This is a genomic window from Pantoea sp. SOD02, from assembly GCF_024707505.1.
GTDB lineage: Bacteria > Pseudomonadota > Gammaproteobacteria > Enterobacterales > Enterobacteriaceae > Pantoea > Pantoea symbiotica.
On sequence record NZ_CP102605.1, the window covers coordinates 74,421 to 99,216 of the forward strand.

23 protein-coding genes are annotated in these 24,796 nt (G+C 52.8%); 12 read left to right on the forward strand and 11 right to left on the reverse strand.

Going from position 1 to position 24,796, the window contains the following annotated elements:
- Positions 1 to 181 precede the first annotated feature (181 nt).
- From NR302_RS19990 to NR302_RS20000, 3 genes are all read right to left on the reverse strand, one after another.
- On the reverse strand, positions 182 to 1,051 hold the full coding sequence (locus tag NR302_RS19990; RefSeq protein WP_258145577.1) for an ATP-grasp fold amidoligase family protein: 870 nt from the start codon (positions 1,049 to 1,051) through the stop codon (positions 182 to 184).
- Positions 1,052 to 1,056: 5 nt separating this feature from the next.
- A complete protein-coding gene (locus NR302_RS19995; protein WP_258145578.1) occupies positions 1,057 to 2,292 on the reverse strand; it encodes an oligosaccharide flippase family protein in 1,236 nt (411 codons plus the stop codon).
- Between the two features lie 366 nt (positions 2,293 to 2,658).
- Positions 2,659 to 3,231, reverse strand: coding sequence for a TetR/AcrR family transcriptional regulator (locus tag NR302_RS20000; RefSeq protein ID WP_154156681.1), 573 nt, complete (start codon positions 3,229 to 3,231; stop codon positions 2,659 to 2,661).
- 94 nt (positions 3,232 to 3,325) lie between these two features.
- On the opposite strand from NR302_RS20000, the gene NR302_RS20005 reads away from it, so the two are divergent.
- Positions 3,326 to 4,219, forward strand: coding sequence for an ABC transporter six-transmembrane domain-containing protein (locus tag NR302_RS20005; RefSeq protein WP_258145579.1), 894 nt, complete (start codon positions 3,326 to 3,328; stop codon positions 4,217 to 4,219).
- Between the two features lie 77 nt (positions 4,220 to 4,296).
- On the opposite strand, the gene NR302_RS20010 is transcribed toward NR302_RS20005, so the two are convergent.
- Entirely contained in the window at positions 4,297 to 5,043 is a 747-nt protein-coding gene (locus NR302_RS20010; protein WP_008109091.1) for a FadR/GntR family transcriptional regulator, read from the reverse strand.
- Between the two features lie 195 nt (positions 5,044 to 5,238).
- Here NR302_RS20010 and NR302_RS20015 point away from each other — a divergent pair, with 195 nt between their 5' ends.
- The 8 genes from NR302_RS20015 (at position 5,239) to NR302_RS20050 (ending at position 11,624) form a co-directional block, all read left to right on the forward strand.
- On the forward strand, positions 5,239 to 5,979 hold the full coding sequence (locus NR302_RS20015; protein WP_258145580.1) for an SDR family oxidoreductase: 741 nt from the start codon (positions 5,239 to 5,241) through the stop codon (positions 5,977 to 5,979).
- A gap of 13 nt (positions 5,980 to 5,992) precedes the next feature.
- Positions 5,993 to 6,838, forward strand: coding sequence for a fumarylacetoacetate hydrolase family protein (locus NR302_RS20020; RefSeq protein WP_258145581.1), 846 nt, complete (start codon positions 5,993 to 5,995; stop codon positions 6,836 to 6,838).
- The gene (locus NR302_RS20025) at positions 6,838 to 8,124 is read left to right on the forward strand and encodes an L-fuconate dehydratase (protein WP_258145582.1); all 1,287 of its coding nucleotides are present in this window, start codon (positions 6,838 to 6,840) and stop codon (positions 8,122 to 8,124) included. The genes NR302_RS20020 and NR302_RS20025 overlap by 1 nt, the downstream gene beginning before the upstream one ends.
- A 1-nt stretch (position 8,125) precedes the next feature.
- Positions 8,126 to 8,980, forward strand: a complete 855-nt coding sequence (locus NR302_RS20030; protein ID WP_258145584.1) for an amidohydrolase — start codon at positions 8,126 to 8,128, stop codon at positions 8,978 to 8,980.
- Entirely contained in the window at positions 8,958 to 9,734 is a 777-nt protein-coding gene (locus NR302_RS20035) for an SDR family oxidoreductase (RefSeq protein ID WP_258145586.1), read from the forward strand. The genes NR302_RS20030 and NR302_RS20035 overlap by 23 nt, the downstream gene beginning before the upstream one ends.
- Positions 9,731 to 10,081 (forward strand): L-rhamnose mutarotase, encoded by a 351-nt coding sequence (locus tag NR302_RS20040; protein WP_154182695.1) that lies wholly within the window; start codon positions 9,731 to 9,733, stop codon positions 10,079 to 10,081. Before NR302_RS20035 ends, NR302_RS20040 begins: the two co-directional genes overlap by 4 nt.
- Before the next feature lie 36 nt (positions 10,082 to 10,117).
- A complete protein-coding gene (gene fucP, locus NR302_RS20045; RefSeq protein ID WP_258145587.1) occupies positions 10,118 to 11,344 on the forward strand; it encodes an L-fucose:H+ symporter permease in 1,227 nt (408 codons plus the stop codon).
- A gap of 91 nt (positions 11,345 to 11,435) precedes the next feature.
- Positions 11,436 to 11,624 (forward strand): YjfB family protein, encoded by a 189-nt coding sequence (locus NR302_RS20050; RefSeq protein WP_008110591.1) that lies wholly within the window; start codon positions 11,436 to 11,438, stop codon positions 11,622 to 11,624.
- 97 nt (positions 11,625 to 11,721) lie between these two features.
- Here NR302_RS20050 and NR302_RS20055 read toward each other — a convergent pair whose 3' ends face one another.
- Entirely contained in the window at positions 11,722 to 12,729 is a 1,008-nt protein-coding gene (locus NR302_RS20055) for an NAD(P)-dependent alcohol dehydrogenase (protein ID WP_258145588.1), read from the reverse strand.
- A gap of 94 nt (positions 12,730 to 12,823) precedes the next feature.
- On the opposite strand from NR302_RS20055, the gene NR302_RS20060 reads away from it, so the two are divergent.
- Positions 12,824 to 13,726, forward strand: a complete 903-nt coding sequence (locus NR302_RS20060) for a LysR family transcriptional regulator (protein ID WP_258145589.1) — start codon at positions 12,824 to 12,826, stop codon at positions 13,724 to 13,726.
- Between the two features lie 27 nt (positions 13,727 to 13,753).
- Here NR302_RS20060 and NR302_RS20065 read toward each other — a convergent pair whose 3' ends face one another.
- The 3 genes from NR302_RS20065 to NR302_RS20075 all read right to left on the reverse strand — a co-directional run bounded on the left by NR302_RS20065 (position 13,754) and on the right by NR302_RS20075 (position 16,969).
- The gene (locus tag NR302_RS20065; protein ID WP_258145590.1) at positions 13,754 to 14,401 is read right to left on the reverse strand and encodes a dTMP kinase; all 648 of its coding nucleotides are present in this window, start codon (positions 14,399 to 14,401) and stop codon (positions 13,754 to 13,756) included.
- Between the two features lie 192 nt (positions 14,402 to 14,593).
- On the reverse strand, positions 14,594 to 14,806 hold the full coding sequence (gene cspA / locus NR302_RS20070; protein ID WP_007885867.1) for an RNA chaperone/antiterminator CspA: 213 nt from the start codon (positions 14,804 to 14,806) through the stop codon (positions 14,594 to 14,596).
- A 261-nt stretch (positions 14,807 to 15,067) separates the two neighbouring features.
- Positions 15,068 to 16,969, reverse strand: a complete 1,902-nt coding sequence (locus NR302_RS20075; protein WP_258145591.1) for an acyltransferase family protein — start codon at positions 16,967 to 16,969, stop codon at positions 15,068 to 15,070.
- Positions 16,970 to 17,623: 654 nt separating this feature from the next.
- Between NR302_RS20075 and pagP the strand changes: the two genes are divergently transcribed.
- Together pagP and NR302_RS20085 are read left to right on the forward strand one after the other, a co-directional pair.
- Positions 17,624 to 18,181, forward strand: a complete 558-nt coding sequence (gene pagP / locus NR302_RS20080; RefSeq protein ID WP_374990665.1) for a lipid IV(A) palmitoyltransferase PagP — start codon at positions 17,624 to 17,626, stop codon at positions 18,179 to 18,181.
- On the forward strand, positions 18,171 to 19,688 hold the full coding sequence (locus NR302_RS20085; RefSeq protein WP_258145593.1) for a carboxylesterase: 1,518 nt from the start codon (positions 18,171 to 18,173) through the stop codon (positions 19,686 to 19,688). Before pagP ends, NR302_RS20085 begins: the two co-directional genes overlap by 11 nt.
- Here NR302_RS20085 and NR302_RS20090 read toward each other — a convergent pair.
- Genes NR302_RS20090 through NR302_RS20100 form a run of 3 tightly spaced genes read right to left on the reverse strand, consistent with a single transcriptional unit; the run spans position 19,675 to position 24,784 of the window.
- Positions 19,675 to 20,640 (reverse strand): acyltransferase, encoded by a 966-nt coding sequence (locus NR302_RS20090; protein ID WP_008110604.1) that lies wholly within the window; start codon positions 20,638 to 20,640, stop codon positions 19,675 to 19,677. The two genes, NR302_RS20085 and NR302_RS20090, sit on opposite strands and share 14 nt — an antisense overlap.
- Positions 20,637 to 23,699, reverse strand: a complete 3,063-nt coding sequence (locus tag NR302_RS20095; protein ID WP_258145594.1) for an efflux RND transporter permease subunit — start codon at positions 23,697 to 23,699, stop codon at positions 20,637 to 20,639. Before NR302_RS20095 ends, NR302_RS20090 begins: the two co-directional genes overlap by 4 nt.
- Positions 23,699 to 24,784 (reverse strand): efflux RND transporter periplasmic adaptor subunit, encoded by a 1,086-nt coding sequence (locus NR302_RS20100; RefSeq protein WP_258145595.1) that lies wholly within the window; start codon positions 24,782 to 24,784, stop codon positions 23,699 to 23,701. Before NR302_RS20100 ends, NR302_RS20095 begins: the two co-directional genes overlap by 1 nt.
- Positions 24,785 to 24,796 lie beyond the last annotated feature (12 nt).

Below are 24,796 nucleotides of genomic sequence, written 5' to 3' on the forward strand. Positions count from 1 at the left end.
GCGGATTATTTCTTTACGCATATCAGTATAGACGCTGTGGCTGGCTTGATCGTTAGGGGGAAAGATGGCGGGTGCATCGGTCGCCATTAATGGCGACCCTACGATGGATTGGCGCGTTTTTCGTAGGGTGCGCATTCATGCGCACCTATTGTGAAAACTGGCAAATCATTCACTTTCGACACTACAACTTTAGCTGGTGGCCTAAAATAGCATCGGCTTCCTGCAATGTAACATCGAGTCCTGCAGACGGCGTGAAGGTCAGTTCGCCAAAAATAACGTTACCATTGAGAAGGTAAAAATCAGCGCGGACAAATTTAAAATCCGATGCCAGTTTAACAGCATACTCTTTCATTTTATGAAAACCTTCGGGCATTTTCGGATAATTGTTGGAATTGATTAATTCAACGGTATCTTCAAAGGGAAGCGGGTTCCAGTTCATATCAAAATAATAGAACTTAGGTTTGCCTTTTTCTCGCTCCATGCAAACCATCACCGCATAAGGTTTTCCATTGAAACAGTAGAATTTGTAATCTTCTGGAAATCCACCGCGCTCATTCTCAATGTATTTCTCGCATAAGATTTTGCGGTCTATTTTCTTATACTGGGGTTCAATAAAATGGGTCGAGAAATCCTGCTTTAACCATTTATTAAGCTGCTTGTTGGTTTGTTCAATGTCCAGTGAAGCTTTGTTGTCACAGATGATGTTATAGCCTGCGCCATGGTTACACTTGAGGGCAAACTTATTGGGTAATGCGCGGTAGTCTATTTCCTGCGGATCATCATACACGCCGTAGAGTTGGTTAAGTATTTCACCACATCCTTTCGATTTAACATACTCCCGCACCTTAAACTTGTCTGCGCACAATGTATAAATGTCACCATTTAGCTCATTGAATTTAAGCCACTGAATTTTTTCATTGAAATTGATCGGGTTGGTTAAGTTAAGCTTTTTCTTGAACTTAATGTAGTAGTGAGTTTTTGCGCAAAATTCCGGGTACATGTGAGCGCTGATTTTTAATGCGGATTTGACTGTGTGTTTTATCATTTTCATTAAAATTATCTCAGTTTGAAAATGTTAAGATGCATTTTGATGATTGTTTTATTTCTGAAAAAGTAATTGAGTAAAGTGCAAGACAAAATCTCAACGATCAAAAAACAGTATGCAGCCCCATTAATCCCGTAAGAATTAATCATTAACCAGGATAGCGGTATGGTTAAGACACAGCATAAAAACATCTTTTTAGCCAGGTAACTGTATCCGGACTCTTTTATCATATAGCGATAGCAAATTGTGCCTAATGCAGAGAACATCGTACCAATGATAATAATGGGAATGATATTTACCGAATCCATATACTTATCGCCATACAGTAAATGGATAAAGTAATCACCAAAAATATAGAATCCACCTAACGCAATAAGCGAAAACAGGATGACAATGCGATTGATTTTAATCAGCAGCATTTCAACGGTGATTTGATCCTTTTCGCTGTAGATCTTTGAGAAGAAGCTTGTTATTAATGCCAGCACGATAAATGACCAGGCACCTCCTATGGTTAACGCGACGCTATAAACGCCCAGGTTTGAGTAAGAAAGGATTTTTGCCAAAAAAATACTCGATATCTGCGTGTAGATGTCCGCAGATAGGCTCGATAAAATCAGCGCCCCCCCGGTAAACAGCATATGCCGGTTATACATTCCGGCGCCCTTGCGATTCTCATTTATTTTTGTCGTATATTTAAAATAGAGGAGACGCAGGATATAAGGTATCAGCGGAATGAGAATAATCGGCAGGGTGAAGTAGTACACTGGCAGTTTAAAGTGTGAGATATAGAACCGAATCACCAGGGCAACAGATAAGCCAATCACATTAGTGATGGTGTTGATTTTTGATTTTAACTGGGTGTTGTTGTAGATGGAAAAGAAGTCCATCACGATATAGTAGGTGGCAATACCGTTGGCCACACCAAATAAAAAAACAATGATGTCTGTGAAAAAATAGAGATAGATCAACACTGAGCTTGATGACAGCAGGAAGAAAATACGCCGTTGATTTTGCGTGTGCATCGCTAACGCAATTCCTGACTTAGTATTTTCACTCATGCGCTTAAACAGGATGTTCTGACCACCAAACCACGACAGCGTTTGCACAAATATAAATAGAGAAGTTGAAATGTTGATCTTACCAAAGTCTTCAGGGCCAATGTATTTTGCCATCAGTGCATTGATGTAGATGAGCCCGATGATATTGACCGACTTTTCTAACATGATCCATATTGAGTTAGAGTACATTGCTCGTTTCTCATATTCATAGCAGTATTGATGATGTTCAGCGCGTGTAATGAATCATCAGCAATATGAAACTTTTTTGCTATATGCGTTAATGTTATGTTTTATTGCAGCATGCTCATATATGAGCAGCGCTCAATGTCATATTATTTATTTATACTTGATTAATTTGGTTGACAGTGTGGCTGCTTAAATAGAATTAGTGAAGGGTTTTTTGATTAATCAGAATAGTGACAGGATTTTCTAAATAATGAGTCCATTATTTAGTGTTGTTTACAGGAAATAATATGATGAGGAATTAGCTTATAAGTCAGAGCGGCAGGTACCAGACATATAGCTAACCTGCCAATCCACTCACCTAAAAACACCTCAAAGCGTAAGCCGAATAAACGCCTGAATATCCTCAACAGCTTCACGGTGTTTGGCTGGAGTAGGGCTGATCATCAGGCTGTCGGCATAGCCGTTAAGCAGGGCGCTGAGTTGGCGTGTAAAGCGTGCGCTGTCAACAGGCCGGTAAATACCTTCGGCAATCCCTTCCTCAACGATGGCGGTGATGAATTGGGTCCACTTGTTAATAAACAACTCTGCTAGCTCAGCAAAGGCTTTATCGCGGCCCGCCATCTGCCAGAGTGAACCATAAAGCTGCCAGACGGCGTCCGGGGCATCCGGCAAATAGTTTTCAATGGCAGTATTCAGTTTGTCAGCAGGTAACGTTGATTCAATGGATCGTGAAAAATCATCCAGTTCGTTCTGCAAATACCTTGTCAGGGCTTCGATGCATAGCGTCTGCCAGTCGCTGAAATAATAGTAAATATGGCTACGGGAGATTGAGAGCCTTTCGGTGAGTTCGCGCGTTGCAACGTTCTCGATACCTTTTTCTATGAATAGTGCGGCAGCGCCATCCAATATGCGGGCTTTCAGCGCTTCCTTGGTTTCTTTCATGTTGCGGCTCCGTTGACTTTGAGCAGTTGCTCAAATAGACTTCCCATCAGAATTTGAGCATTCGCTCAAATTAATATTAACAGAAATTGATCCTATGCAAACGCATGAAATTATTGAACCGGTTAACGTCTCCGGCAGCGCGGTTAATACCCTTAAAAACATTGGACGCCGTCATTACAGAAAGCTTTTCTTTACCTTATTGCTGGTTATTGCCGAAAACGTGACCTATCTGCTTTATCCATTGCTGGCCGGTTTTGCCATCAATGCCATCGTCGCAGGTAAGGCATGGCATGCCGTATTTTATGCCCTAATGGTTTTTACCATGTGGGTGATTGGTGCCGCCAGGCGCAGCCTTGATACGCGCACTTTCGCGAGAATTTATGCTGAACTGGCTGTGCCGGTTATTGTTGCCCAGCGTCGGGAAAATCACAGTCATTCAACTATCGCTGCCCGTGTTGCGCTTTCAAGAGAGTTCGTCGACTTCTTTGAAAAACATCTGCCGGTATTGATTACTTCCCTGGCTTCTATCACCGGGGCGGCGTTGATGCTGCTGGCGATTGAATTCTGGTCGGGCATCGCCTGCCTGGCCGTTTTAGTGTTCTTTTCGTTTTTTCTGCCAGGTTACACCAACAAAAATGAGGCCCTATTTTTCCGGCTTAATGGTCGGCTTGAAAAAGAAGTGGGCTTTGTCAGCAGTGCACCGGTCGCATCTTTGAGCAGACATTATCGGGTGTTGGCGGGGCTGCGTATCCGCCTGTCCGACCGCGAAGCGATGGGATATCTTTCGATTGGCGCGGTTGCCGCTTTACTGTTTGCTATGACCATTTTCACCATGGCGTTACGTGGCGGAACCGATGCCGGCCATATTTATTCCGTCATGACTTATCTCTGGATGTTCGCGATGAGCCTTGATGATGCGCCCCAACTGCTGGAAAAATATTCCCAGCTGAAAGATATAGGGAAAAGGGTGAAGACGGATCCTATCTGAAGCTGCTGCAAGAACGGCAACTGCTCGATCCCGTAGGGGCGCCATTCATGGCGACCAGGTGCGCATAAATGCGCACCCTACGAACGCTCAAAGGTCGCGATCACCCGATCGATATGCTTCTTCATCGCGCTCCTCGCTGCTTTAGCATCGCGTTTCTCCAGCGCGGAAAGAATCGCCATATGTTCGGACTCCGAGACCACCGGCATATCGCTAGGCGTGTAGTGCGCCTGCAACATGCGGAACATGCTGCCGTAGCGATGGCCGAGCAGGTGGCCGATGATAAATCCATAGGCAGGATTGCCGCTCGCCTGGGCAATGCGGATATGGAACAGGCGGTCGCCGGGATGGGTGCGCGATTGCGCGCGGTTATCCTCGCAGTTTTGTTGATAAGCCGCGCGGATCAGCGCCAGTTCCTGCTCGCTGGCATGCACCGCAGCAAGCGCAGCGGCTTCTGGCTCAATTAGACGGCGGGCTTGCAGCAGCGAGAAGGGTGGAAGCTCGGTGGAGAAATCCAGGTTGATACCCAGTTCATCGTCCGGCTCATTCCACTGATCGCGTCCGGCCTGCACCATTACCGGTTCCTGGGTGCTGGAACGCGCTTTCACAATCACACCATTGCCGACCTTCACATCCACCAGACCAATCACTTCCAACGCGATCAGTGCTTCACGCACCGATGCACGACTGACCTGCAGCTGCTCAGCCAACTCACGCTCCGCTGGCAGGCGGCTGCCGGGTGGAAATTCGTTATTGTCGATAAGCGCAATCAATTGGTCTGCTATTTGTCTGTAAAGTCTGGGGTTTTCCATCTTTTTGATCGGCATTGCGCTGCTCCCTGTCTAAATAAATTAAGTGATCAGTTGCACAAATAATCGTCAGGACACTTGTCAATGTTACGCAATTGTCAATAAAACGTAATGCGTAAGCGAAAAAGTAGCCAGCGATATTTTGCTCTCACGCTGGGAAGAAATCTACTTTCAATGGCCTGACCATTAGATCTTTGGACCAGAGGAAATGCAATGAATTTACATGGAAAACGTGTGCTGATAACCGCTGCCGGACAAGGCATTGGTTTAGCCAGCGCGCGCTACTTTGCTCAGCAAGGCGCAGATGTTATTGCCAGCGATATCAACATTGCTGCGCTGCATGATTTACCAGGCATTCGCGCTTATCAGCTGGATGTCACCGACCGCGAGGCGATTAGCGCGGCGGCGCAGGAGCTCGGTACGCTGGATGTGCTGTTCAACTGTGCTGGCGTGGTCCACAGCGGCAGCCTGCTGGAATGCAGCGAAAAGGAGTGGCAGTTCGCGCTCGACCTCAATGTCACGGCGATGTTTCGCATGATCCAGGCGTTTCTGCCCGCGATGCTGCAACAGCAAAAAGGATCGATCATCAACATGTCATCGGTGGCATCGAGTGTGAAAGGCGTGGTTAATCGCTTCGCCTACAGCGCCACCAAAGCCGCAGTGATTGGCCTGACGCGTTCGGTGGCGGCGGATTACATTGGCGAAGGCATCCGCTGCAACGCCATTTGCCCCGGCACCATCGATTCACCGTCGCTGCGTCAGCGCATTGCCGCGCAGGCGCAGGCGGAAGGGCGCAGCGAAACCGATGTTTATAACGCCTTTGTCGCGCGTCAACCGATTGGCCGTATCGGCACCACAGAAGAGATCGCTTATCTGGCGGCCTATCTGGCTTCCGATGCCAGCGCCTATACCACCGGCACCGCACAGATTATCGATGGCGGCTGGAGCAACTAACAGGAGTGGAAGAATGAAATTATTACGTGTCGGCGAACCGGGTAAAGAGCGTCCGGCAATGCTGGATGAGCAGGGCGAATTGCGCGATTTGTCGCACTTCATCAATGATTTGGCGGGCGATGCGCTGCTGCCCTCCGCGCTGGAGAGACTGCGCCAGCTGCCGCTCAGCGAACTGCCGAAAATCAGCGGCCAGCCGCGCATTGGTGCCTGCGTCGGACAGATTGGCAAGTTCATCTGTATCGGCCTGAACTATGCCGATCATGCAGCCGAAACCGGCGCCGCCATCCCGCAGGAGCCGGTAGTGTTTGGCAAATGGACCAGCGCGGTTGTGGGGCCGAATGATGCAGTGCGTATTCCGCGCGGCTCGGTGAAAACTGACTGGGAAGTGGAACTGGGCGTGGTGATTGGCAAAGGCGGCAGCTACATCGCGGAAGAGGATGCGCTGTCGCATGTCGCGGGTTACTGCGTGGTTAACGACGTCTCGGAACGTGAATATCAGATCGAACGCGGCGGCACCTGGGATAAAGGCAAAGGCTGCGACACCTTTGGCCCGATCGGTCCCTGGCTAGTGACCGCCGATGAGATTGCCGATCCGCAGCAGCTCGATCTGTGGCTGGAGGTTGACGGCAAGCGCTATCAAAACGGTAACACGCGCACCATGATCTTTTCGGTCGCGCACATCATCAGCTACCTCAGCCGTTTTATGAGTTTGCAGCCAGGCGACATCATCTCCACCGGCACACCGCCAGGCGTCGGCATGGGACAGAAACCGCCAGTCTATCTGCGTGCGGGGCAAGTGATCAGGTTGGGCATCGCCGGGGTGGGCGAGCAGCGTCAAATCACCGAGGGCAGCGAATAATGACCAAACTTACGGCACTGCGCGTGGAAGATATCCGTTTTCCCACTTCGCAACACCTCGATGGTTCGGATGCGATGAATCCAGACCCCGATTATTCCGCCGCTTACGTCATCATCGAGACGGATAACGCGGCGATCAGCGGTCACGGTTTGACCTTTACCATCGGGCGCGGCAATGAGATTTGCTGTGCCGCAATACGTGCACTTGAGCACCTGATCGTCGGCCGTCAGCTAGAGTCGATTACCGCCGATATGGGGCAATTCTGGCGCGATATCACCAGCGACAGCCAGCTACGCTGGATCGGCCCGGATAAAGGCGCGATTCATCTGGCGACCGGCGCGGTGGTCAACGCGGTATGGGATTTATGGGCGAAATCAGAAGAGAAGCCGCTGTGGCGGCTGGTGGCCGATATGTCGCCGCAGGAACTGGTACGCTGCATCGATTTCCGTTATCTCACCGACTGCATCACGCCGGACGAAGCACTGGCTTTGCTGACGGCGCAGCAGGCAGGAAAAGCGGAGCGCATCCGCCAGCTCGAGCAGCACGGATATCCTTGCTACACCACCTCGGCGGGCTGGCTTGGCTACGACGACGAGAAACTGCGCCGTCTGTGCCAGCAGGCGGTCGATGCCGGGTTCTCCCACATCAAGCTGAAAGTGGGGCGTGACCTCGAAGATGATATTCGCCGCGTGCGCATAGCGCGCGAAGTGCTCGGGCCGGATCGCCAACTGATGATCGATGCCAACCAGGTTTGGGAAGTGAATGACGCGGTGGATTGGGTACAACAGCTGGCGTTCGCGCGGCCGTGGTTTATCGAAGAACCTACCAGCCCGGACGATATTGAAGGGCATCGCAAAATTCGTCAGGGCGTTGCGCCGGTTAAAGTGGCAACCGGCGAAATGTGCCAGAACCGCATCATCTTTAAGCAGCTGATTATGCGCGAGGCGATTGACGTGGTGCAGATCGATGCCTGTCGCCTCGGCGGCGTGAATGAAGTGCTGGCGGTGATGCTGATGGCAGCGAAATACCAGCTGCCGGTGTGTCCGCATGCGGGCGGCGTTGGGTTGTGCGAATACGTTCAGCATCTGTCGATGATCGACTTTGTTTGTATTGCCGGCAGCCATGAAGGTCGGGTCATCGAGTACGTCGATCATCTGCACGAACATTTCCTTAATCCGTGCGAAATCCGCGGCGCGGCCTATATGCCGCCCACCGCGCCCGGCTTCTCAATCGAAATGTATCCCGCTTCGCGTGAGCAATACCGCTATCGCGCGCAGGGAGGCTGACGTGCGAATCGACGCCCATCAACATTTCTGGCGCTACGACGCGGCGGACTTTCCGTGGATCACCGATTCAATGACGCGACTGCAACAGGATTTTTTGCCGGACGATCTCGCGCCGCTGCTGGAGCAACGTCAGCTGCAGGGTTCGATTGCGGTGCAGGCGCGGCAGTGTGTGACGGAGACGCAGCAGCTGTTGCAATGGGCGCAGCAACAACCGGCAACGCAGGTGATTGGCTGGATCGACGTCACCGCCGCGGATTTGGCGGAGCAATTGACGGCATTGCAGCATCCGTTGCTGCGCGGTTTTCGTCATCAGGTGCAGGATGAACAGGATCCCGCCGCATGGCTGCAGCAACCTCGCGTGACAACCGGCATCACTCAGATTCAGCGGCGAGATTACGTGTGGGAAATGCTGGTGACCTGGCGACATCTGGCGGATGCCACGCGCTTTGCCGCGCAGCACGACCGACACTGGCTGGTGCTAGATCACCTGGGAAAACCAGATATTGCGCGCGGCGCACAGGCTTGGGGCGAGCAGGTTGCAGAACTGGCCGCGATGCCGCACGTGGTGTGCAAATTGTCCGGACTGGTCACCGAAGCACCGCACGGTCAGTGGAGCAGCGCGCAGCTGCGGCCCTTTATCGATGAGGCGCTGGCGCGTTTTGGTCCGCATCGTCTGATGTTTGGTTCAGACTGGCCAGTTTGCCTGCTGGCAGCAGAATATCACGCGGTGGTGCAGTTAGTTGACGATGCGCTAGCGGAGCTGTCCTCCGATGAACAGGCCGCTATTTGGGGCAAAACCGCCGCGCAGGTTTACAGCCTGACAGGAGAGAAGAATGAATCTGTTTTTGCAGGATAAAGTGATTATCGTCACCGGCGGCGGATCGGGCATTGGTGCCGCCATCTCACGTCTGCTGGCGGAAGAGGGCGCGATTCCCGTCATCGTCAGCAACGCACAACCAGATGAGATGTGGCTGGCCGCGCTGCGCGCACTGCAGCCACAAACCGAAGTGCTGATCGCCGATCTCTGTGATGAGCAGAACTGCCAGCGTGCGGTGGAAGCCGTGCAGCAGCAGTTTGGTCGCATCGACGGTTTGGTGAATAACGCTGGCGTCAACGATGGCGTTGGGCTGGAAGCGGGACGCAGCGCCTTTGTCTCCTCGCTGGAAAAGAACCTCATCCACTATTACCAGATGACGCATTTCTGCCAGCAAGCGCTGGAAAACAGCCGTGGCTCGATCGTCAATATTGCGTCCAAAACCGCGCTGAGCGGGCAGGGCGGCACCAGCGGCTACTGCGCGGCGAAAGGGGCGATTCTGTCACTAACGCGCGAGTGGGCGGTATCACTGCGACACAGCGGCGTGCGGGTCAACGCCGTGGTTCCCGCCGAAGTGATGACGCCGCTGTATGAACGCTGGATCGGCACCTTCGCCGATCCGCAATCCGAACTGGAGAAAATCACCCAGCGTATTCCGCTCGGCCAACGCATGACCACGCCGCAAGAGATCGCTAACACGGTGGTGTTTTTGCTGTCGTCGCGCGCTTCGCACACCACCGGCGAGTGGCTAAGCGTCGATGGCGGCTATCTGCATCTCGATCGGGCGCTGTTATGAGTGGCGCAACCGGGCGTTATTGTCTGGCGCTGGATCTGGTGGACGAGGCGGAGAAGATCGCCGAATACCAGCGCCTGCATCAGCGCATCTGGCCGGAAGTGGCGCAGCATTTGCGCCAGCACGGCATCGAAAATATGGAGATTTACCGGCTTGGCACCCGACTTTTTATGCTGATGGAGGTGAACGATCGCTTTAACACGCAGGATTTTGCTCAGGCATCTGAACAGGATCCGCATATTCAGCGCTGGGAAGCGCTGATGTGGCAGTTCCAACAGCCAACGCCCTGGACGCCCGAAGGGGAAAAATGGGTGGCGATGGCGCGAATATTCTCTTTGCAGGACCAATAACAACACTTACCGACTGTACCCTACGAGGATATAACCATGTCTACACAACGCGTCGAGACGCCTGAAAATATGGGCGTCAGGGGAACTATTAGCCTGCGCTGGGCGTTCATGCTAATTACCACCCTGTTTTTTATGTGGGGCGTGTCATACGGCCTGCTGGATGTGCTGAATAAACACTTTCAGGAAACGTTAAACGTCACCAAAGCACAATCGGGATTATTACAGGCGGCTTATTTCGGTGCCTATTTTATTGTCGCGCTGCCGGCCGGTTATTTTATGCAGCGTCACGGTTATAAAGCCGGAATATTGGCGGGATTATCGTTGTATGCGATTGGTGCGCTGCTGTTTGTGCCGGCGGCGATGGTCAATAACTTCTCGGTATTCCTGTTTGCGTTGTTCGTGCTGGCGTGCGGACTGGGCTGTCTCGAAACCGCCGCGAACCCGTATGCCACGGTGCTGGGCGATCCCAACGGCGCGGAACGTCGTCTCAATCTGGCGCAATCCTTTAACGGGTTAGGACAGTTTGTTGGACCGATGATTGGCGGCTCGCTGTTCTTTACACAGGCCAGCCAGGATGCCGCGCAGGACAGTGTCAAAATAACTTATGTGGTGATTGCATGCGTAGTTATTGCCATCGCGCTGTTATTTAAACGCACCGCGTTGCCCGATATTCGTGAATCCGCCAGCCAACATATTCAGCAGCCCGGCGCTACTTTATGGCAGCAAAAACATTTTGTCGGCGGCGTAATTGCGCAGTTCTTTTATGTTGCCGCGCAGGTTGGCGTTGGCGCCTTCTTTATTAACTACGCTACCGAGCACTGGCACGGCGTCACCAACCAAAGCGCGGCTTATATGCTTTCGGTTGCGATGATCTGCTTTATGCTCGGACGTTTCTTCTCAACCTGGTTATTGGGACGAGTGAAACCGGCAGCGATGCTGGCGGCTTACGCGCTGATCAACATCGTGCTGTGCGCGGTTGTGATGCTGGGCGCGGGCGATGTCTCCGTGGTTGCATTGATCGCCATCTTCTTCTTTATGTCCACCATGTTCCCAACCATCTTTGCCATGGGCGTTAAAAATCTTGGCGAATCAACCAAACAGGCCAGCTCATTTATGATCATGGCGATTGTCGGCGGCGCGATCATGCCCTATTTCATGGGGCTGATTTCTGACCACGTCACCACTGCCGTGGCGTACAGCTTGCCGTTAGTGTGTTTTGTGGTGGTGCTGGCCTATGCGTTGAGGCAGCGCAAGCATTCGTGAGGGATGGCGCAGTTAAAGCTTTACGCCAAATTGCCGATAACTGTTTCTGGCTTTTTAGCTACTCAATATTCGTATTAATCAGGAGAGCAAGATGGATGTATCACAAATTACATCACTGGCTACCGGCCTTGATAACATGGAACTGGCGAATAAAATCAGTACGCTGGTATTGAAGAAGACGCTGGATAATCAGCAAACGATGGCGGCAGGTATTTTGGATTCGATTCCTCAGTTGCCGGCAAATCCGGCAATCGGGCGCAATATTAATACCACTGCCTGAAGTCAGCATTAACGGTTATATGGCGGGATTTTCGTAGGGTGCGCATTTATGCGCACCTGGATGATTGCCTAAAGGAGCGGCAACAGTTCCATAAGACTCAAGTATTCAAATCAATCACCACTTTCCCGACATGCCCGGCGGATTGCAGGTAACGATACGCTTCCTGAGTGTCAGCAAAGGCAAAAACACGGTCAATTTCTGGTTGGATCTCGCTGGTCTCAATCGCCCGGACTGCCGCGCGCAGATCGGACGTCGAGCCGGTATTATTACCGACGATATTTAACATCTTCTGCATAATCGGCAGCACCGGCACGTTAAGCTCTTCACCGCCAATAAAGCCAATCACAAATATGGTTCCGTTGTAGGCGGCGGCATTAATTGATTTGGCAAAGGTCGAGGCGCCCACCGATTCCAGCACCAGATCTGCGCCATGATTATTCGTCAACTTGAGCACCTGTTGATCCCAATCGGGCTGTTCGCGATAGTTAATCCCTTCATCCGCGCCCAGAGCTTTCACTCTGGCCAGTTTCTCGTTGGAAGAGGACAGAATAATCACCCGTGCGCCCGCCGCTTTGGCGTATTGCAGCGCAAATAGACTTACACCCCCGGTGCCGAGCAGCAAAACCGTACTGCCGGGCTGAATTTTAGCGCGCACGATGGCGTTCCAGGCCGTCGTGGCGGCGATAGGTAAAGTCGCGGCTTGCAGCCAGGTAAGAAAATCAGGGATACGCACTAGCGACTCGGCGGGGACAACAGCGTATTCCGCCAGCCCACCATTAGCCGTAACGCCACGCAATGCGTGATGATGATCGGGGCCTAACGCACCCGCATGCCAGCGGTACATCATGCCCGGCACCACGCGATCGCCGATTTGCCAACTGCTCACGCCCGCACCCAATTCGACAATCTCTCCAGCGCTGTCTGCACCTGGAATAAGCGGCTGTGCAATGGCGCCGAACTTACCTGTAGCCAGTGCCAAATCAAGGTAGTTAAGGCTGACGGCATGTTGCCGAATCACCACCTCACCATAGTTAGGTTGTGGGCGCGGTAATTCGCAGATATTTAGGCTGTCGATTGTTGGTGCAGTTAACTGAATGGCTTGCATAACGTTCTCCTGTTTACTAAGTGCAGTCAGTGTGCGGTAAAACAGACGCTATAATGCATGCCAAAACCAAATGACCGTTGCGCGGGGTGCAATAATGCAAGATGACGATTTTCGCCAACGCGAAGCCTTTTTAGCGGTAGTGCGTGCGGGCAGTTTTAGCGCGGGTGCCCGTGCGTTGGGTCGTGATGTTTCAGTAATTTCCCGTCGTATCGCTGCGTTAGAGAAACGGTTAGGGATTCGCTTGATTGAACGCACTACGCGTCGCATTCGACCGACGGAAGAGGGCCGGCGCTATCGGCAAAAAATTGAACTGGCAGACGAACTGCTGCGTGAAGCTGAAGAGGAAGCCCGCGCTTTGGCAGCACGTCCAGCGGGGACGATTCGCTTAACGGTGCCCGCATCTTTTGGGCGACGCTGGGTCGCCCAAGCGCTGCCGGGCTTTTTAAAGGCTTATCCCGATATTCGCATTGTGCTGCACTGCAGCGATCGTTACGTCGATTTACTCGGTGACAATTTCGATATGGCTATCCGCATTGGTGTCCTCACGGATAACCGGCTTATTGCGCGAAAGCTGGCAGATACCAGCCGCATATTGTGCGTTGCGCCGTCATATCTGGATCACCATTCAGCGCTCACGCATCCACAGGACCTGCGTAAGCACGATTGTCTGGGATTCACACCAATGCACAGTTGGCCAGAGTGGCGACTGGAAAAAGAGGGCCAGCAGATAGCGGTTCCGGTGCAAACACGTTATGAAAGTGATGAGATGGATGCGTTGATACTGGCCGCTCAATCTGGCATGGGCGTAGCGCTGGCTGCCAACTGGCTGGTGCAAAAAGAACTGGCAGAAGGGACGTTAGTGCCGGTGCTAACGGATTGGCAGGCGATAGGGGAAGACGGTGTCTGGTTGATGAAACCTTCGAGCCAATTGCAGTCAGCGAAGATCAGTGCGTTAACGGAGTGGCTGGTGGAGTGGTTTGCTGTTCAACGCTGGTAGTTCGTTCCCACCAAGAGATTGCTGTAATTACTGGCGGGATCCAGCAGAACTGATGCCTAAAGGGCATCCAGGCAATCTGTAAATCTCAGTAATAACCTGCTTCGTTGCCTGTTCGATTGTTCCTTCATTACGGCATATAACCCAGCCGTGTTCTGTAACGGCTCGCTCGAATGCCTGGGTACAAGCAACATGTTCTTCCAACTGATGAATCACCGTACTACTTAGCCCACGCGTTCTGGCCGCGGCCCTTGCCCATGAAATGTCAGGCGCGGTAACAACCCCGACATGCAGGTCCGGCGTTTGCACGTTTCGTTCAATGTTGAGCTGTAAAATCTCTGCAAAGGGAACCATCCGGCGAAACGCGGCTTCCGACGGGTACCAGCGATCCATTAAAATTATGCTTTCCGGTGGCTGTTTAGTCAGCGCATGTTGGGAAATCCATGCACGGCTATCAGCAAAGCGCTCACAAACTTCCAACTCTAAATCCCGGGATGGATTTCTGGCGAGTCGGTTCACAAGGGCCATTGTTTCTTTTCTGTAGGGATCGCTGTTTTTCTCGCTAAGTCGGATCACTTTGATGTTATCGGCCCTGAGTTCTTTCGTAATGGCTTCCAACAGTGTGGTTTTACCGACGCCCTTAGGCCCATCCAGTGAAACAAACAGCGGACGACTCATAATTGAAATGACGGTTGAAATACCGGACGTGTAAAAATCAAATCTGGTATGAGCATGTTATTTCCTTCTTTTTTAAACTTTAGACAACAAAAAAACCCGCACTAAGCGGGTTTCTTTTATTATCAGCGGTTCTTATCTGCTCAGACTATTGTCTTCATCGCTATTGTAAGCGTCGCGGATAATGAGCGCGACTTACAGCGGAGTTACGTTGCCCGCTGCTGGGCCTTTGGCGCCATTTTCAATGGTGAAGGAAACTTGCTGACCTTCATCAAGAGTTTTGTAGTTGTCGCTCTGGATAGCAGAGAAATGGACGAATACATCCTTGCTGCCATCGTTTGGAGTGATAAAGCCAAAACCTTTATCAGAGTTAAACCATTTTACTAAACCAGTCATTTTGTTAGACATAGATAATTCCTTATTTGATGAGCCACTAAATTGCGGCGAATTTGGCCTGAAGTGAAAGATTTACTTATTGGGCACTTAGGAGGAGGCTCTCGAAGAAGGATATCTGTGGATAACACTTGAACTGAGGACTGCTTTACTAAAACTGCTTTCATAAGGTCTGTGTTCCAAACCGGTGATGCATTAAGACATAGCGGTAATAATTTAGCAACGAATAAGTTTAATTATTTTAACCGTTTAAAGACCTGGATGGCTGAACGGCTGCTAAATTCTGTCGATCATTTTCCACATGCCACCAAACACGCCGTTCAGGTTTTTATTCCCCACTTCGGAAAGATGATTATCGTCGCGATACAGCGGCACATCATCTTTGGCACCGTAGCAGAAGTTGTTGTCGCAAAATCCCTGGGTCGCATCGAGCAGGGCGACATTTGGCGATTGAGCCGCGATGTTGTTGAGCATCGCCAGCGTCTCCTGATTGTGAGATTGATATTCTGCGCGCGTCTGCTGAATCGCCAGCGCTTTGCCGCGCATTGCATCGCGCGACATGCGATAGATCACGTCGTAACCGAACTCAGGAACCGGCGTCATAATAAACACGCGACGATGCGTGGCGAGCTGTTTCACCGCCGCACCGAAATGCTGCTGATAGGCGGCGATGGAGCTTACGTCATTGATAAATGAGTATTTAGGCGTATTGCTGCCGCTGGCATAATCGCCATGTAGATAGAAGGATAAGCGATTAATAATCAGCACCGACGCATGGGGATATTTCCGTTCAATATCCGCGATGGCATTCTTCACAAAGTCGCCGCAATCGGGGCTGGCACTGCGATGGATATCCGGTACAGATGGGCATCCGGATTGCGCGATAAACACCACTGAATCCTCCGCTCTGGCGCTGCCGACAATCGAAGACAACATCGCGGCGGCGTGGCTATCGCCCAATACCACCAGATTAACCTGGCTGGCATTGCCGAAAACGCATTGCGGAGACGTGGTGCCACTGAACACAAAGCAGTTTTCGCCGCGCACAAATCGCTCCAGTGAATACTGTTTGATGCTGGCGACCACTTGCGGCGCGCGCGAGGGAAATCCTGCTTTTGCCACGATCAGCACGCCCATCAGCAGCACCAACGCGGTTTGTCCCAGCGTCACGTAGGTTTTGCCACTCAGCCAGCCGTGTTTGTTCTCTACCAGCACATATGAAGCCCAACCGGCGGCGAGTGACAGCAGAATCAGCATCGCCTGGCTAATCAGCGTGATCGGCCAATCGGCCAGATGCCAAAACACCCACAGCGGCCAATGCCACAGATAGATCGAATACGAGGTTTTACCGATGTGCTGCACAATCCGGTTGTTGAACCAGATGCTGTTCTGCACGTTGGCGTGGATGATCATTGCGGTCAGCAACACTGGAATCAGCGTCATGATGCCGGGCCAGGCGGTGCTTTCATCAAACCACAGCGCACAGACAATCAGCCCAATAATGCCTAGCAGCGGAACCGCGCGTTGACCACTGAGCGCCGATCTTGGCGCCAGATATACCAATCCGCCTGCCAGCATCTCCCACGCACGGGTTGGCAGCAGATAATAGGTTGCGGTGAGGTGAAAGTTGGTTGCCACCATTGCCAGCACCAGCCCAAATGAAAGCAGCGCTGCGATGCCCATCGCCCAGGCAAAATGCTGGCGCAGGAAACGTGCTGTGAACATCAACGCCAGCGGTAACAGCAAATAGAACTGCCACTCAACGCTTAATGACCAGGTATGCAGCAGCCATTTATATACCGAGCCGGTTTCAAAATAACCGCCCTGTTTGAAATAGACTACATTGGAAATAAAACTCAGGCTGGAGACGGCATGCTCCGCCATTTTCTTATATTCATCCGGCGGCATAAGGAAGTAGCCTACCAGCATTAATATCAGGCACAGCACCATCAACGGCGGGATAATGCGGCGACAGCGCGCAGCATAAAATCCCAATAAGGAGAAGTTCTGCTTATTGAGACGCGTCAGAATTATCCCCGTCATTAAGTACCCGGAGATGACAAAGAACACGTCCACACCGAGGAAACCCCCGCTGACGCTGGAGAATCCGAAGTGATAGAGGATAACCAGCATCACAGCATAGGCGCGTAGCCCATTAATATCGGTGCGGAAATTCATGAGGCGTTATCCACGCAGAAGAATATAAGAAACAATGTAAGGATTGTGAAAATATGAATCAACAGATGTGAAAGCCATCACTTTCGGTTGGTTGATATCAGCATGGAACTGTCAGCTAGCTCATTAATCTTATATTAGAATAAGTGGTATAACTATTTCAGCGGCTTATCAACACGTTATTTTTTAAATGGCTTATTTTTGAAATTAGAAACCACACTGAATATTCAGAATAGACCGCACGCTTCTGTTTCTAAAGACGCAGAAATATACTGGCTTAGCCGTTGCAAAAGGTAATGCCGCTCAGTTAACCATTAATTTGCATATGTATGCAGGTGCGCATGAATGCGCACCCTACGAAAAACGCGCCAGTCCTTTGTAGGGGCGCCATTTATGGTGACCGAAAGACGTTTAACTGACGAGAATTAGGTGATTAAGTGTGTACCGTTCTGATAAAAAACGAAGAACTCCATACCGGGCTTCTTAGTCTCATCCGACATTTTTAAAAATGTGCGATGCATCATTAGCCCTTTCAGGTCATTTCCTATAGCAATAACAAGCAACTATAATCTAACCGGTTAAGTGGCTTGATCTGCCTTTTGAGCACATCAGCTTTTCCACTCCTTTTCGTGGCGGTGAATTTCAGAGGCATACATGATGCGAACTCTTCAGGCGGCCTGGTTGCTTACTCTGGCCCTGTTTGTCTGTCCCGCCACGGCGGCCAACTCGCTCAGCGATGGCTGGGAGTGGCTAAAGCAGGACGTTTCACAAACCTGGCAGGAACCGCAGTATTACGATCTCTATCTGCCTTTCATCAGCTGGCATGCCCGCTTCGCCTACGATAAAGAGAAAACCGATAACTACAATGAAACGCCGTGGGGCGGCGGGTTTGGCGTCTCGCGCATTAACGAAGACGGCAACTGGAGCGCGCTCTATGCCATGGCGTTTAAAGATTCCCATAACAAATGGCAGCCGATCGTGGGTTATGGTTGGGAGAAAGGCTGGTATCTGGATCAATCACAAGATTTCCGTCTTGGACTTGGGTTAACCGCCGGGATTACCGCGCGCGATGACTTCGCCAATTACGTGCCGCTGCCGATTGTTTTGCCGCTGTTCTCCGCCGGTTACAAACGTTTCAACGTGCAGTTCACTTACATTCCCGGCACGTACAACAACGGTAACGTGCTGTTCGCCTGGGTACGCTATGCCTTCTGATTCCGCCAACGCGTTGCACAAAGACCGCATCAGCAAAGTCCTTAAGCGCATTGCTTTAGGTTTGCTGGTTTTGCTGGTGATGTTCCTGGTGATCCGCGGTTATCAATCCGAACAAGGGCCGCCACTGCATCGCTGGCATACGTGGTCGGCGGATGAAATGTCGGTGGATGAGATCGATCGCGCCAGCTTCGCGGATTATCTGACGCGCGAAGCGGCCATTTTCCACGACATGAAAATCAACGTGACCGATCAACTCAGTGACGATGAGAGAACGGCACTCAATCGCTTCAACGCGCAAAGCCCGGTTTATCCGGCGCGATTTAATACCGACTGGAACCGTTCTTACATCCTCGAACCCGAGGGCGACGTGAAAGGTGCGGTGGTGCTGCTGCATGGATTAACCGATTCGCCCTACAGCATGCGCTATCTGGCGCAGGCATATCAGCAAAAGGGTTTTGTGGCGGTGGTGCCGCGACTGCCGGGACACGGCACGGCGCCCGGTTCGCTTACCAAAGTTGACTGGCAAATGTGGATGGCAGCAACCCGCTTAGCGGTGCGGGAAGCGACGCGCCTGGCGGGCAGCAAGGTGCCTTTGCATCTGGTTGGATACTCGAACGGCGGTGCGCTGGCGGTGAAATACAGCCTTGATACGCTGCAGAACAACGCGCTACGCAAGCCGCAACAGTTGGTATTGCTGTCGCCGATGATTGGCGTCACCGCTTATGCGCGTTTTGCCGGATTAGCCGGCTGGCCGGCCATCATTCCTGGCTTCGCCAAAGCGGCGTGGCTGAGCATCATCCCGGAGTACAATCCCTTTAAGTACAACTCGTTTCCGGTGCGCGCGGCGCGTCAATCGTGGCTGCTGACTCAGGCGATGCAGGATCAGCTGCTGCATGTGATTCGCGGCGGCACCATGACGGCGTTTCCGCCAGTGCTGACTTTCCAGTCGGTGCTGGATTCCACCGTCAGCACCCGCGCGGTGGTCAATGCGTTCTATCGCTATTTACCGGATAACGGCAGTGAACTGGTGATGTTCGACGTCAATCAGGCTGCGAACTTACGCGCGCTGTTCAGGCCAGCGCTCTATTCGGCGGTCAATGATTTGTTGCCGCCTGCGCCGCGCCGCTATGCCTCAACGGTGATCACCAACGCATCACCGACCACTTATCAAACCGTGGCGCGCATGACGCCAGCCGATCAGACGCAAGAGATCGTGCGTTCGATGCATGAAGCCTGGCCGCAGGATACCTATTCGTTATCGCACGTTGCCGTGCCGTTCCCGCTCAGCGACTCGCTGTATGGCCGCGAGCCAACGGAGAAGAATCGCTATGGCATTAGCTTCGGTACCATCTCGCTGCGCGGTGAAACCGCCAGCCTGATCGTTGGGCTGGATACGCTGATGCGCAACACTTCCAATCCGTTTTTTGATTACATGATGCTGAAAATAAAAGGGCGCATTGATTGCAGCAGTCAGCCCAATCTGCCGACTTGCTTTAAAGCGTTATAACTTTTTTCAGCCAGCCGCTGGCGAGGATCAGTTTGGAGAGCAGCACCGAAGCGGCAAAGGTCACGGCTATCAGCGTCAGTTTGGTGGCCAGCGAGGTGATCGGAATCAGCGCGGTGAGCAGATGGAAAACCGAGTAGTGCAGGATATAAACGCCGGTCATGGTTTTGCTGATGGTCGCCAGAATGGTCTCTTTAACCAGCGCATTGCGGCGAAAGCGCACCTGACTGGCGGCGATCACCAGCACCACCACCAGCAGATAGATCTGCGAGCCGGTGAGAATAAAGGCGTTGCGATCGGCTTTGAATAGCGCAAAAAAGAAGTGCTGCTCATAAAACCAGGTAAACAGGTAGATAAAGGGCAGGGCGATCACCGCGCCGCGCGCCACCTTTTTACGCTCCATCCAGTCATTAATCAGCGGATCGCACAGCAGCTGGCCGGTTAAATAAAACAGCAGCCAGGTCCAGAGCCGATACTGCGGCTCAAGCCGGAACAGCGGATCGTCCGGATGCAGCACCGCCAGCAAATCGTAGCCATACGAGAACGCTAGCAGCGCAAACACCAGCCCAATAAACGCGCGCCGATGCTGGCTGAGCCACAGCATCAGCGGGTGAAAGCTGTAGATGATAATGAAAGAGAAGACGAACCACGGCTGAATCAGGTAGCCGCGCTGATAAGGTTCCCACAGATAATAGACCGTCATCCAGAACAGAAACACGATCACCAGATTACGAATCTTGCCCATCTGCCAGTTTACGTCCTGCTCGGAACGGGCATCCATAATCCCGGCGACGACAAAAAACAGCGGCGTGGCGATGGTGGAGATAAAGGTCAGAAATGCCAGAATCCAGTGATAATCGTAATCGTAGCGATCCCAGGTGTTATACACGGTAAAAAACGTCACCGCCGTCATACATCCCAGCGTTTTAATCACGTTGAGGCCGGTCACATTCATGATGCAGTCGCCACCTGTTGACGATGGAAGCAGGCGTAAATCACCGGCAGCACCAGCAGCGTTAGCACCGTGGCAAAGCCAAGACCAAACATGATCACCACCGCCATGCTCTGGAAGAACACATCGCGCAGCAGCGGCGCCAGCCCGAGCACGGTGGTAAAGGCGGTGAGCAGAATAGGGCGCAGACGCGAAGTGGCGGCGTAGATGATCGCTTCAGCCTGCGGCTTTAACAGCTTCTGCTGTTCGATCTCTTCAACCAGCACGATGCCGTTACGAATCAGCATGCCGCTCAGACTCAGCAGGCCGATTAACGCCATAAAGCCGAACGGAATCCCGGTGATCAAAAAGCCCGGCGTCACGCCAATCAGCGCCAGCGGAACCGTCAGCCAGATGGCGACGGCATTTTTCAGCGAGCTGAACATCAGCACGGTGATCACGAACATCACCAGATAACCCAGCGGCAGCGAGGTAAACACGCCTTGCTGCGCTTCACTGGAGCTCTCCGCATCGCCGCCCCACTCAATGCTGTAGCCGTGCGGCAGCGGAATTTGTTCAATCTGCGGCTTCACGCGCGCCACAATATCGCCGGACGTATCGTTACTGAGCGGATTCGGGTCGGTTTGCACGGTGAGCACGCGGCTGCGATCGCGGCGCAGAATCAGCGGATCTTCCCATTGCAGCGTAAAGCCGCTTACCACGTTGCTGAGCGGGATGTACTGCTGCTGGCTCTGGCTCCATACCAACACGTTATTGAGATGATTGGCATCCTGGCGCTCACTGGCTGGCGGCCGCACGATCACCGGCAGCAGGTCAGCGCCTTCACGGTACAGCCCAACGCGGCTGCCGGTGAAATTCATCTCCAGCGCGTTATCCACGTCCTGTTTATCGACGCCCAGCTCGCGGCCCAGCGCCAGATTGAACTGCGGGCGAATCACCTTGCTGCGGTTTTGCCAGTCATTGCGCACGGTGTCAGTGGCGGGATCGGCGGTGAGGATGTCGCCAACCTGGCTAGCGATCAGGCGCATTCTGTCGGGATCGGGACCTTTAATCCGCACCTCAATTGCGCTGCCGCCCGAAGGGCCAAACATCACCCGTTTGGTGCTAGCGTTGACCTGCGGATACTGGCGCACAATGTAGGCATCAATACGGTGTGACAGCGCGGCGATATTGCGCTGATCGTCCATGCGCACCATGATCTGCGCATAATTGCTGTACTGACGCTGCCCATTGTAGGTGAGGATAAAGCGCATGCTGCCCTGGCCGATGGTGGTGACGGTGGACACCACGCCTTGCTGCCCGGTGATCGATTTTTCAATGTCGCTGGCCATCTGCTCTGTGGCGTTGATGTCGGTGCCGTACGGCAGCCAGAGATCGACGAAGAAGATTGGCGTATTAGCCGAAGGGAAAAAGTTTTGCCGTACCGATCCGAAGCCCCAAATCGCCAGCGCCAGCAGCACCGCCATCAGCGCAAGCGTGACAGTTTTTTGCCTGAGCAACACCTTGAGCATGCGCTGATAGAGACGATAAAAACCGCCGCCGTAAGGTGAAATCTCAGCCTCAACTTTAGTGGCTGCCTGTGCTTTAAAAAGCCACCATTTTATCAGCACCGGCGTGATGGTCAGCGCCGAGAACCAGCTCAGCAGCAGGGAAATCAGCAATACCTGGAACAGCGACTTACAGTATTCGCCGGTGGAATCCTGCGATAGACCAATCGGCGCAAACGCCAGAATGGCGATAATGGTCGCGCCCAGCAGCGGGAAGGCGGTGCGGCGAATGACAAAGTTGATGGTGGTCATCAGCGGCGAATTTTGCTGACGCGCGATCAGCACGCCTTCGACAATCACAATCGCATTATCCACCAGCATGCTAAGCGCAATAATCAGCGCACCCAGCGAGATGCGCTGCAACTCAATGCCGCACAAATACATGATCAGCAGCGTGCCCAGCACATTTAACGCCAGCGACAGCGCAATGATAATGCCGCTGCGCACGCCCATAAAAATCAGCAACACGCCAACCACAATCGCCAGCGCCATCAGGAAGTTAGCAATAAAGCCGTTAACCGAGTGCGCCACTTCCGCTGCCTGATCGTAGAACACATTGATCTGGATGCCCGCCGGTTTTTCTGCCGACATCTGCTGCAGTTTGGCCTCCAGCGCGCGCCCGACATCAATCACATTCACGCCGGGAATAAACGAAATGCCCATGGTGACCGCCGGACGTCCGCTGGCGTGGTAAATGCTGGAAGGCGATTCACTTAACCCGCGCGACAGCGTAGCAATATCGCGCAAGCGGGTGGTGGCGTGATCGCCCGGCGCACTGACCAGCAAGTCGCCTAACTCCTCGATGTTCTGAAACTCGCCGGTCGGGTGCAGACGGATCGATTCTGTGCCGGCTTTGATATCGCCCGCATTGGAGACCACGTTGAGGCGGCTTAGCACGCTGGCGAGTTGCGGCAGCGAAATGCCGCGCGCGGCCATCATCGTCAGTGAAACATCGATATTAATTTGCTGCGGGATCACGCCGCCCAGCGCCACTTTACCCACGCCCGGCACCAGCACCAGTTCACGACGCAGCTGTTCTGCGTATTGCACCAGTTCCGGATTGCTGAAGTTGTCGCCCGAAATGGCGAAGAAGAAACCAAACACATCGCCAAAATCATCATTAACGAACGGTGCGGCCACGCCGGGCGGAAAGAAACGCGCCGCATCGCCGACTCTGCGCCGCAGTTCATCCCAGATTTGCGGCAACTGGTTTGAGTGGTAACGCGAGTCAATGTTCACTGTAATCTGCGACAGGCCGTTGGACGAGATGGAGCTGACATTGTCGAGATAAGGCAACTGCTGCAGCGCATTTTCCAGTGGTAAAGTGACTTCCTCTTCCACCTGCTGAGCAGACGCGCCGGGATAGTGGGTGACAACCACCGCCGTTTTAATGGTAAACGCCGGATCTTCCAGACGACCAATATTAAGCAGAGCAAAAATGCCGCCGACGCCCAGTAACAGAATCGCCAGCCAGACGCGGACCGGATTATCGATAAACTGCCGGGAGATATCCATTACAGCCCCCGCTCACGCGTCCAGATGCGTACCGGTTGTTGAGCATGCAACTCGTTGACGCCAGCGGCGACCACGCGCTCACCGGCATGCAGCCCGGCGGTGATCACCACGCCGCGATCCGTCACTTCACCGACGCTGACTTTACGATCCTCTAACGTCAGCTGATCGCCGCTGCCTTGCACCACCCAAACATGCGGTTGATTGCGCTGGCTGTTATCGGGATTGAACACCGCTTCCACCGGCACCACCAGCGATTCGCGGTTCACGTTGGCGGGCAGATTGGCGAGGTTAATCGTCACCGTGCCACTGACGCCGCCCACCGCCGGGAAATCGTCCGGACGCGGCATGGTTAAAATGATCTGCCAGGTCAGCGAGTTGGTGTTACTGCTGTTGGTGTGCTCTTTGTAATCGGCCTGGAATTCGCGGTCCGGCAGCGAGTTGATGCGCACCACCGGACGATAGCTCAGATTGCGCATATCCAGCGCGGTAAACAGGTTTTCCGGCACGCTGAACACCACGTCGAGCAGATCGTTGCGGGTCAACGTGGCGATGGTCTGTCCGGCGGCAACCACCTGATGGTTGCGAACGTTGACGACGGCAGCCACGCCAGTGAACGGCGCAGTCAGCGTCATTTGGCTTAACTCTTCACGGGCAATTTGTAGCGCAGCATTCGCCGCATCGCGGTTGGCACGCTGCACGTCCATTTCTGCCTTTGAAATCGCCTGACGACCGGAAAGCGTCTGGAAGCGGTCAAATTGCCGTTGGGCGAGAGTGGCGGCGGTTTGGCGTTCATTGACGCGCTGCTGTGCTTCACGCGCCGTTAACCTGGCTATGAGCTGGCCCTGCTCAATGCGATTGCCCTGGCGAATATCCAGCGATTCAATCTGTCCAGCACGTTTAAACGACAAATCGGTGGAGTCGCCGGACTCAATGCGTGCCGGGAAGATGCGTTGTTGAGATTCGCCGGAAGCCATAACCTCAACGACTTTAACCATGCGCGGCGGTGGCGTGACTTCTTGTGTTTTTTGATCGCAACCAGTTGTTATAAATATAACAATGGCAACCAGCGTAATATAACGAGTCACTGTTTTATCCTC

Excerpts from the sequence above, each read along its gene's own strand:
- NR302_RS19990 (WP_258145577.1), bottom strand. The coding sequence starts at position 1,051 with ATGAAAATGATAAAACACACAGTCAAATCCGCATTAAAAATCAGCGCT.
- NR302_RS19995 (WP_258145578.1), bottom strand. The coding sequence starts at position 2,292 with ATGTACTCTAACTCAATATGGATCATGTTAGAAAAGTCGGTCAATATC.
- NR302_RS20000 (WP_154156681.1), bottom strand. The coding sequence starts at position 3,231 with ATGAAAGAAACCAAGGAAGCGCTGAAAGCCCGCATATTGGATGGCGCT.
- NR302_RS20005 (WP_258145579.1), top strand. The coding sequence starts at position 3,326 with ATGCAAACGCATGAAATTATTGAACCGGTTAACGTCTCCGGCAGCGCG.
- NR302_RS20010 (WP_008109091.1), bottom strand. The coding sequence starts at position 5,043 with ATGCCGATCAAAAAGATGGAAAACCCCAGACTTTACAGACAAATAGCA.
- NR302_RS20015 (WP_258145580.1), top strand. The coding sequence starts at position 5,239 with ATGAATTTACATGGAAAACGTGTGCTGATAACCGCTGCCGGACAAGGC.
- NR302_RS20020 (WP_258145581.1), top strand. The coding sequence starts at position 5,993 with ATGAAATTATTACGTGTCGGCGAACCGGGTAAAGAGCGTCCGGCAATG.
- NR302_RS20025 (WP_258145582.1), top strand. The coding sequence starts at position 6,838 with ATGACCAAACTTACGGCACTGCGCGTGGAAGATATCCGTTTTCCCACT.
- NR302_RS20035 (WP_258145586.1), top strand. The coding sequence starts at position 8,958 with ATGAATCTGTTTTTGCAGGATAAAGTGATTATCGTCACCGGCGGCGGA.
- NR302_RS20040 (WP_154182695.1), top strand. The coding sequence starts at position 9,731 with ATGAGTGGCGCAACCGGGCGTTATTGTCTGGCGCTGGATCTGGTGGAC.
- fucP (WP_258145587.1), top strand. The coding sequence starts at position 10,118 with ATGTCTACACAACGCGTCGAGACGCCTGAAAATATGGGCGTCAGGGGA.
- NR302_RS20050 (WP_008110591.1), top strand. The coding sequence starts at position 11,436 with ATGGATGTATCACAAATTACATCACTGGCTACCGGCCTTGATAACATG.
- NR302_RS20055 (WP_258145588.1), bottom strand. The coding sequence starts at position 12,729 with ATGCAAGCCATTCAGTTAACTGCACCAACAATCGACAGCCTAAATATC.
- NR302_RS20060 (WP_258145589.1), top strand. The coding sequence starts at position 12,824 with ATGCAAGATGACGATTTTCGCCAACGCGAAGCCTTTTTAGCGGTAGTG.
- NR302_RS20065 (WP_258145590.1), bottom strand. The coding sequence starts at position 14,401 with ATGAGTCGTCCGCTGTTTGTTTCACTGGATGGGCCTAAGGGCGTCGGT.
- cspA (WP_007885867.1), bottom strand. The coding sequence starts at position 14,806 with ATGTCTAACAAAATGACTGGTTTAGTAAAATGGTTTAACTCTGATAAA.
- NR302_RS20075 (WP_258145591.1), bottom strand. The coding sequence starts at position 16,969 with ATGAATTTCCGCACCGATATTAATGGGCTACGCGCCTATGCTGTGATG.
- pagP (WP_374990665.1), top strand. The coding sequence starts at position 17,624 with ATGCGAACTCTTCAGGCGGCCTGGTTGCTTACTCTGGCCCTGTTTGTC.
- NR302_RS20085 (WP_258145593.1), top strand. The coding sequence starts at position 18,171 with ATGCCTTCTGATTCCGCCAACGCGTTGCACAAAGACCGCATCAGCAAA.
- NR302_RS20090 (WP_008110604.1), bottom strand. The coding sequence starts at position 20,640 with ATGAATGTGACCGGCCTCAACGTGATTAAAACGCTGGGATGTATGACG.
- NR302_RS20095 (WP_258145594.1), bottom strand. The coding sequence starts at position 23,699 with ATGGATATCTCCCGGCAGTTTATCGATAATCCGGTCCGCGTCTGGCTG.